The sequence below is a fragment of the Jiangella anatolica genome, from assembly GCF_003236295.1.
GTDB lineage: Bacteria > Actinomycetota > Actinomycetes > Jiangellales > Jiangellaceae > Jiangella > Jiangella anatolica.
The window spans coordinates 1-8072 of record NZ_POTW01000155.1; the positions used below are offsets into that span (position 1 = coordinate 1).

Annotated in this window: 10 protein-coding genes; 7 read left to right on the forward strand and 3 right to left on the reverse strand. The window is 75.6% G+C overall.

Annotation, left to right across the window (positions count from 1 at the left end):
* The 3 genes from C1I92_RS32040 to C1I92_RS32050 all read right to left on the reverse strand — a co-directional run.
* On the reverse strand, window positions 1-1006 hold a 1006-nt coding region (locus C1I92_RS32040; protein ID WP_199521805.1), incomplete at its 3' end, for an MFS transporter.
* A gap of 80 nt (window positions 1007-1086) precedes the next feature.
* Complete coding sequence (locus C1I92_RS32045; protein ID WP_111258684.1) at window positions 1087-2307, reverse strand: RNA polymerase sigma factor; 1221 nt, start codon at window positions 2305-2307, stop codon at window positions 1087-1089.
* Window positions 2304-2639 carry a YciI family protein gene (locus C1I92_RS32050; RefSeq protein WP_111258685.1) on the reverse strand — a complete coding sequence of 112 codons (336 nt, stop codon included), beginning with the start codon at window positions 2637-2639 and terminating at the stop codon, window positions 2304-2306. The genes C1I92_RS32045 and C1I92_RS32050 overlap by 4 nt, the downstream gene beginning before the upstream one ends.
* A gap of 89 nt (window positions 2640-2728) precedes the next feature.
* Between C1I92_RS32050 and C1I92_RS32055 the strand changes: the two genes are divergently transcribed.
* The 7 genes from C1I92_RS32055 to C1I92_RS32085 all read left to right on the forward strand — a co-directional run.
* Window positions 2729-3166 carry a helix-turn-helix domain-containing protein gene (locus C1I92_RS32055; RefSeq protein ID WP_111258686.1) on the forward strand — a complete coding sequence of 146 codons (438 nt, stop codon included), beginning with the start codon at window positions 2729-2731 and terminating at the stop codon, window positions 3164-3166.
* The gene (locus C1I92_RS32060; RefSeq protein WP_111258687.1) at window positions 3163-4023 is read left to right on the forward strand and encodes an alpha/beta fold hydrolase; all 861 of its coding nucleotides are present in this window, start codon (window positions 3163-3165) and stop codon (window positions 4021-4023) included. The genes C1I92_RS32055 and C1I92_RS32060 overlap by 4 nt, the downstream gene beginning before the upstream one ends.
* Window positions 4020-4385, forward strand: a complete 366-nt coding sequence (locus C1I92_RS32065) for a GatB/YqeY domain-containing protein (protein ID WP_111258688.1) — start codon at window positions 4020-4022, stop codon at window positions 4383-4385. The genes C1I92_RS32060 and C1I92_RS32065 overlap by 4 nt, the downstream gene beginning before the upstream one ends.
* 83 nt (window positions 4386-4468) lie before the next feature.
* Window positions 4469-5344: an AAA family ATPase gene (locus C1I92_RS32070; RefSeq protein WP_111258689.1), complete on the forward strand. Its 876-nt coding sequence runs from the start codon at window positions 4469-4471 to the stop codon at window positions 5342-5344.
* Window positions 5341-6486: a vWA domain-containing protein gene (locus C1I92_RS32075; protein WP_111258690.1), complete on the forward strand. Its 1146-nt coding sequence runs from the start codon at window positions 5341-5343 to the stop codon at window positions 6484-6486. Before C1I92_RS32070 ends, C1I92_RS32075 begins: the two co-directional genes overlap by 4 nt.
* Window positions 6467-7585 carry an XdhC family protein gene (locus C1I92_RS32080; protein ID WP_111258692.1) on the forward strand — a complete coding sequence of 373 codons (1119 nt, stop codon included), beginning with the start codon at window positions 6467-6469 and terminating at the stop codon, window positions 7583-7585. Before C1I92_RS32075 ends, C1I92_RS32080 begins: the two co-directional genes overlap by 20 nt.
* A partial coding sequence (locus C1I92_RS32085; protein WP_199521806.1) for a nucleotidyltransferase family protein occupies window positions 7557-8072 on the forward strand: 516 nt, incomplete at its 3' end. The genes C1I92_RS32080 and C1I92_RS32085, both read left to right, overlap by 29 nt.

Below are 8072 nucleotides of genomic sequence, written 5' to 3' on the forward strand. Positions count from 1 at the left end.
GCCCCACCAGCCGCGCCCCGGCCATCGCCACGCCGACGATCGTGACCGTCGTCGCGAGCCAGGCCAGCCCGGTCGTCAGCGGCGAGTAGCCCAGCGCCTGCTGCATCAGCAGCGACCCGGCGAAGATGAACCCGAGCAGCGCGCCGAAGGCGAGGAACCCGGTGGCGTTCGCCGCGACCAGCGACCGGTTGCGCACCGTCGCCGGCGGCACCAGCGGGTCGGCCGAGCGGGCCTCGATCCGCACGAACGCCGCCAGCAGCCCGGCGGCCCCGGCGAACAGCGCCAGCGTCGACCAGGCGAACGCGCCGTGGCCGGTGGCGTGGTGCAGCGCGTACACGAACAGCAGCAGCCCGCCGGTCGCCGTGGTCGCGCCGCCGACGTCCAGCCGCCCGGTCCGGACCCGGGCGCGGTCGGCCAGGAGGAATGCGAGGGCCGAGGCGATCAGGAGCGCGCCGGCAGGTACGTTGATCAGGAACGCCCATCGCCAGCCGGGGCCGCCGGTCAGCAGGCCGCTCGCCACGACGCCGAGCGACCCCGACGCGCCGCCCACCGCGCCGAGCACGCCGAGGGCGCGGTGCCGTTCGCGGCCCTCGGGGAACGTGACGGCCAGCAGCGACAGGCCCGCCGGGACGATGAGCGCGGCGCCGAAGCCCTGGGCGGCGCGGGCGGCGATCAGCAGGCCGGTCGTGTGCGCGGCGCCGGCCAGCAGCGACGCGGCGGTGAACACCGTCAGCCCGGTGACGAACACGCGGCGGCGGCCGATCCGGTCGGCCAGGCGGCCGCCGAGCAGCAGGAACCCGCCGAGCAGCAGGCCGTAGGCGACGATGAGCCACTGCAGCGCGCCGTAGCCGGCGCCGAGGTCGCGCTGGATCGAGGGCAGTGCCACGTTCACGATCGCCATGTCCAGGCCGACCATCGCGTCGGCGGCGCACACGAGCGTCAGCACGAACGCCGGCCGGCTCCGGGTCGCCCGGGGTGGTGTGGTCGGAGTGTCGGTGAGCGTCATGATGAGTCCTTCGTCGCAGGGTTCCGTCGCCCCACCGACGAAGCAGCCGGCCGCGGATCGACATCGGCCGGGAAGAACTTTCAGAGCGTCCGCAGCCGGTCGGTCAGGTACCGCCGCTCGGCCTCCGACGGCGCCAGCGCCAGCGCCTCCTCGTACGCCGTCCGGGCCGCGTCGACCCGCCCGTCGCGGCGCAGCAGGTCCGCGCGGGTCGCGGGCAGCAGGTGGTAGCCGTCCAGCCGGCCCGACGCGGTCAGCTCGTCGACCAGCGCGAGCCCGGCCGGCACCCCGTCGGCCATCGCGACCGCGACCGCCCGGTTCAGCTCCACCACCGGTGACGGCGCCAGCCGGCCCAGCTCGGCGTAGAGCGCCGCGATCTGCGGCCAGTCGGTGCCGGCGGGGCCCGGCGCGGTGGCGTGGCAGGCGGCGATCGCGGCCTGCAGCTGGTACGGCCCGCGCCTGCGCCGCGTCAGCGCGTCGTCGAGGACGGCGACGCCCTCGTCGATGAGCGTGCGGTCCCAGCGGGACCGGTCCTGGCGCTCCAGCGGCACCAGCACGCCGTCGTCGGTGCGGGTCGACCGGCGGGCCTCGTGCAGCAGCATCAGCGCCAGCAGCCCGCGCGGCTCCGGCTCGTCCGGCAGCAGCCGGATCAGCACGCGGGCGAGGTGGATCGCCTCGCCGGCCAGGTCGCGGGCGCCGTCGGGCTCGTCGTAGCCCTGGTTGAAGATCAGGTAGAGCACGGCGAGGACGGCGGCCAGCCGCTCCGGCAGCAGCTCGGCCGGCGGGACCCGGTACGGGATGCCGGCCTCGGCGATCTTGCGCTTGGCCCGCACGATCCGCTGTGCCATCGACGGCTCGGCGACGAGGAACGCGCGGGCGATCTCGGCGGTGCTCAGGCCGGCCAGCGTCCGCAGCGTCAGCGCGACCCTCGCCTCGAACGGCAGCGCCGGGTGGCAGCAGGTGAAGATGAGCCGCAACCGCTCGTCCGGGATGTCCTCGACCGGCGGCTGCTCCGGCGCTCTGGCCAGCACCGCGAGCTGACGCAGCTTCGCCTGGCCGGCGGTGTCGCGGCGCAGCCGGTCGGTGGCGCGGTGCTTGGCGGTCGTCGTCAGCCAGGCGCCCGGCCGGGCCGGGACCCCGTCGCGCGGCCAGGTCGCCAGCGCGGCGGCGAACGCCTCCTGCGCGCAGTCCTCGGCGAGGTCCCAGTCGCGGGTCAGGCCGATCAGCGTCGCGACGACCTGCCCCCACTCCTCCCGGTACGCCGCGTCGACCGCAGCACGGACGACGTCGGCGTCGGCCGTCATTCCCAGACCGGGCGGATCTCGACGCCGCCCCACTGTGCGTACGGGTGGCCGGCGGCGATGGCGATGGCCTCGTCGAGGTCGGCGCACTCGATCAGCACGACGCCGCCGACGAAGTCCTTCGTCTCGGCGAACGGCCCGTCGGAGACCAGCGTCTCGCCGTCGCGCACCCGGACCGTCGTCGCCGACGCGACCGGCCGCAGCCGCATGCCCAGCAGCTCGGCGCCGCGCCGGTCCAGGTCGGCCTGCCAGGCCCGGTGCACCGGGTCGGCGTCCATCTCCTCCATGCTGGGCGAGATCTTCTCGTCGTCACAGATCAGCAGCGCGTACTTCATGCACCGAGTCTGGCATCGGGCACCGACAGGATGCCGCTTTGTTCCTTATCCGCTTGTCGTATACAGACGTTTAGGGAAGGATAGGGAACATGATGACCACGCTCTACTCCGCCGAGGACGTCGCCGAGCTGCTCGGGCTGCACGTGCGCACGGTCCGCGGCTACGTGCGCGACGGCCGGTTGCCGGCGGTGCGCATCGGGAAGCAGTACCGCATCGCCGCCGAGGACGTCGACGCGCTCACCGGCGGGCGCACCGCCGCCGCCCGCGCCGCAGCCGCCCACCCGGCGCCGCAGGTCGAGGTGTCGGCGATCGTGCAGCTCGACGGCGTCGACCGGGCGACGACGGACCGGCTGACGACGCTCGTCACCGGCGCGTCGTCCGGGCGGCCGGCCGGATCGCCGCGGCTGCACGTCCAGACCGCGTACGACCCGGCCCGCGGCAGCCTGAAGATCGTCGTCATCGGCGCGCCCGCCGACGTCGCCGCGCTGGTCGGCCTCGTCGGCACGTTCGCGGAGTCCGAGCTGTGACCGCGATCTACCGCTCCGACGACGCACGGCAGGCGATCGAGGCCGGCTACCGGACGCTGCTGGACCGCTGGCCGGTTCCGTCGGCGTCCGCGACCTTGCCGACCCGGCATGGCGACACGTTCGTCCTGGTGAGCGGACCGGACGACGCTCCGCCGGTGGTGCTGCTGCACGGCGCCGGGTTCAACTCCGCGGCCTGGCTCGCCGACGCGGCGCTCTGGGCGCGGACGCACCGGCTGTACGCCGTCGACCTCCTCGGCGAGGCGGGGCTGAGCGCGCCGGTCCGGCCGCCGCTGGGCTCCGGCGCCTACGCCGAGTGGCTCGACGACGTGCTCGACGGGCTCGGCGTCGAGCGCGCGGCGTTCGTCGGCACGTCGCTCGGCGGCTGGCTGGCGCTGGACTACACGGTGCGCCGGCCCGAGCGGGTGTCGCGGCTCGTGCTGCTGGTCCCGGGCGGGATCGGCCGGCAGAAGTACGCCGCTGTGCTCGCGTCGGTGTTCCTGATGTCGTTCGGCGACCGCGGCCGGCGCGCCTCCGCCGGGCTGATGCTCGGGCCGCGGGGGAGCGCGGAGCCCGGCGGCCCCGCCCTGGGCGAGCAGCTGCTGCTCATCCAGCGCGGCTTCCGCTACCGGCGCGACCCGCTGCCGATCTTCACCGACGACCAGCTGCGCGCCATCGCGGCGCCGGTGCTGGTCGTCGCCGGGGCGAAGGACCGGATGCTGGACCAGCGCGGCACCGCCCGCCGGGTCCGCGCGCTCGTCGCCGACGCCACCGTCACCCTGGTCCCGGACGCCGGCCACGTGCCGGAGCGTTACTCGCAACCCGTCCACGCCTTCCTCACGAACGGAGACCCACGATGACCGCCGACGCGCTGCGGGCGCGGCTGCGCACGGACCTCGGCGCCGCGATGAAGACCCGCCACCGCGACGCCGTCACCGCACTGCGGACGGCGCTGGCCGCCATCGACAACGCCGAGGCGGTTCCTACGGCGGCGCCGCCGCCGGACGCCACCAGCGAGCACATCGGCGGCGCGCACGCCGGGCTCGGCGCGGCCGAGGCGGCCCGTCGCGAGCTCAGCCTCGAGGACGTCCGCGCGCTGCTGCGCGAGCAGCAGCGGGAGCGGCGGGCCGAGGCGCTCCGGTACGACTCGCTCGGCCGGTCCGACGCCGCCGACCGGCTGCGTCGCGAGGCCGAGACGCTCGACCCGTACCTGGAGCTCTAGTCCCCATGATCATCGGCGATCGACCCCTCTATCACGTGGACGATGGCCGATGATCATGGGCGACCTTGGCGTAGCGTTGGTGCATGGCGGACATCGACACCCCCGGCGAGCTGACCCGGCGGCTGGACGCCGCCGGGTACCTGGCCGACGAGGGCCTGGCGACGGCGGCGTTCCTCGCGCTGCGGATGGGCCGGCCGCTGTTCCTCGAGGGTGAGGCCGGTGTCGGCAAGACGTCGCTGGCCCAGGCGCTGGCCGAGGTCCTCGACGCGCCGCTGATCCGGCTGCAGTGCTACGAGGGCGTCGACGCCGCGCAGGCGCTGTACGACTGGGACTTCCCGCGCCAGCTGCTGCACCTGCGCGCCGCCGAGGCGGCCGGTGTCACCGACGTCGACCGGCTGGAGCACGAGCTCTACGACCGCCGGTTCCTGCTGGCCAGGCCGCTGCTGCGGGCGCTGGAGACGACGCCGTCGGTGCTGCTGGTCGACGAGATCGACCGCGCCGACGACGAGTTCGAGGCATTCCTGCTGGAGGTGCTGTCCGACTTCACCATCTCGATCCCCGAGATCGGGACCGTCCGCGCCGAGACACCGCCGGTCGTCGTCGTCACCAGCAACCGCACCCGCGAGGTGCACGACGCGCTGAAACGGCGCTGCCTCTATCACTGGCTGGCCCATCCGACGTTCGAGCGGGAGGTCGCGGTGATCCGGCGGCGGCTGCCCGGCGTGAGCGAGCGGCTGGCCGACGACGTCGCCCGTGCGGTGCAGCGGCTGCGCGCGGCCGACCTGCTCAAACCGCCCGGCCTGGCCGAGTCGATCGACTGGGTGACGGCGCTGACGGCGCTCGGCGCGACCGAGCTGTCGGCCGACCTCGCGACCCGCACGCTCGGCGCCGTCCTCAAGTACCAGGAGGACACCGAGCGGATCCTGGGCGAGGTCGCGGAGCTGGCCGGTCGGCCATGAGCGTCGAGGCCGACGTCGTCGGGTTCGCCCGGCGGCTGGCCGCGGCCGGCGCCGACGTCCCGCCGACCCGGGTGCACGCGATGCTCGAGGCGCTCTCGGTGCTCGGCGCCTCGTCGCTCGGATCGGTCTACTGGGCCGGACGGGTGACGCTGTGCGGGTCGCCCGAGGACGTCGAGCGGTACGACCGGGTGTTCGCGGCGTGGTTCGGCCGGCAGCCGGCCCGCCCGGCGCAGCGGGTCTCCGTCCCCCCGGTGCCGCGGCTGGTCGCGCTGCCCGACGAGGCCGGTTCCGGGCCGGACGGCGACGGCTCCGACGACCCCGAGCGGCAGCGGGTCGCCACCGCCAGCCGGATCGAGGTGCTCCGGCACCGCGACGTGTCCACGCTGAGCCCGGCGGACCGGGCCGAGGTCGACCGGTACGTCAGCGCCCTGCTGCCGGCCGCGCCGGACCGCACCACCCGCCGGCTGCGCCCGTCGCCGTCCGGCCCGGTCGACGCCCGCCGCACGGTCCGCAGCATGCTCAGGCACGGCGGCGAGCCGGTGGACCTGCGGCGTCATCGGCACGGACGGCGGCAGCGGCGGCTGGTCTTCCTCGTCGACGTCAGCGGGTCGATGGCCCCGTACGCCGAGACGCTGCTGCGCTTCGCCCACGCCGCCTGCCGGGTCCGCCCGGGCACCGAGGTGTTCACCGTCGGCACCCGGCTCACCCGCGTCACCCGTGAGCTGCGGCGACGCGAGCCGGCGGCCGCGCTGGCGGCGGCATCGGCGGCGATCGATGACTGGAGCGGCGGCACCCGGCTGGGCGACGAGCTGAAGGAGTTCCTGGACCGCTGGGGCCAACGCGGCACCGCGCGCGGCGCCGTCGTCGTGATCGGCAGCGACGGCTGGGAGCGCGGCGACCCGGCGCTGCTCGCGGCCCAGATGGCCCGGCTGTCGCGGCTGGCCAGACGCGTCGTCTGGGTCAACCCGCACCGCGGATATCAAGGATACAATCCGAGCACGCGAGGCATGCGGGCCGCGCTCCCGCACGTCGACCGGCTGGTGGCCGGGCACTCTCTGGGCGCGATGGAGGAGCTGGCCGGGCTGCTCGGCGGGCGCGACGCGGCGTGGAGGGGTGGTGACCGTGCGCGAGGTGCTGCCTGACCTGATGACGGCGGTCGGCGCCGGCGAGCGGACCGGCCTGGTCACCGTCGTCAGCACGTTCCAGTCCGCGCCCCGCCCGCCCGGCGCGTCGATGGCCGTCACCGCGTCCGGCGAGGCTGTCGGGAGCGTGTCCGGCGGCTGCATCGAGGGCGCGGTGTACGAGCTGGCGCAGGAGGTCATGGCCGGCGCGCCGCCGGTGCTGCAGCGCTACGGCGTCAGCGACGACGACGCGTTCGCCGTCGGCCTGACCTGCGGCGGGATCATCGACGTGTTCGTCGAGGCGGTGGACGGCTCGACCTTCCCGGAGCTGGCCGAGGTCGCGGCGAGCGTCGAGGCGTCCGCGCCGGTGGCGGTCGCGACGGTGGTCGCCGGGCCGGGCACCGTCGGCGCCCATCTCGCGGTCTGGCCGGACCGGGTGGCGGGGTCGCTGGGCGGCACGCGGCTCGACGACGCCGTCGCCGACGACGCGCGCGGCCTGCTCGACCACGGCCGGACCGGGATCCTCCGCTACGGCGCCGCGGGGGAGCGGCGGCTGGACGACCTGCAGGTGTTCGTGCAGTCGTTCGCGCCGCGGCCGCGGATGCTGGTGTTCGGCGCGATCGACTTCGCCGCCGCGCTGGTCCGGGTCGGCCGGTTCCTCGGCTACCGGGTGACGGTGTGCGACGCGCGGCCAGTGTTCGCGACGCCGCGGCGGTTCCCCGACGCCGACGAGGTCGTGGTGAAGTGGCCGCACGACTACCTCGCATCGACGACGGTCGATGCCCGCACGGTGATCTGCGTGCTGACCCACGACCCCAGGTTCGACGTGCCGCTGCTGGCGGCGGCCGTGCGGACGCCGGCGGCGTACATCGGCGTCATGGGGTCGCGGCGCACGCACGACGACCGGCTGAAGCGGCTGCGTGAGACGGGCGTCTCGGAGGCGGAGCTGGCGCGGCTGTCGGCGCCGCTGGGACTGGACATCGGCGCGCGGACGCCGGAGGAGACGGCGGTCTCGATCGCCGCCGAGATCATCGCGTCGCGGTGGGGTGGGTCGGGCCGGCGTCTGCGGGACACCAGCGGGCCGATCCATCATGAGCCGCTCGCGGCCGATGCCGGCTGACGTCGCCGGGCTGGTGCTCGCCGCCGGGTCGGGGTCCCGGTACGGCGGGCCGAAGGCGCTGGTCGAGTACGAGGGTTCGCGGCTGGTGGACCGTGCTCGCGCCCTGCTGTCGGCCGGCGGCTGCGCGCCCGTGGTCGTCGTCTCCGGCGCGGTGACGCTGACCGTGCCGGGCGCGATCGTCGTGCACAACCCGGACTGGGCGACCGGCATGGGGTCGTCGCTGCGGGCCGGGCTGCGGGCGCTGAGCTGGTCGTCGGCGCAGGCGGTCGTCGTCGCCCTGGTGGACCAGCCCTGGGTCGGCGTCGAGGCCGTCCGCCGCCTCCGGGCCGCCTGGTCGTCGGGCGCGGCGCCGGTCGCCGTGGCGACGTACGCGGGCGTGCGCGGCAACCCCGTCCTGCTCGCCCGCTCGGTCTGGCCGGAGGTCGCGGAGCTCGCCGACGGCGACGTCGGCGCCCGCCCCTTCATGACGGCCCACCCCGACATGGTC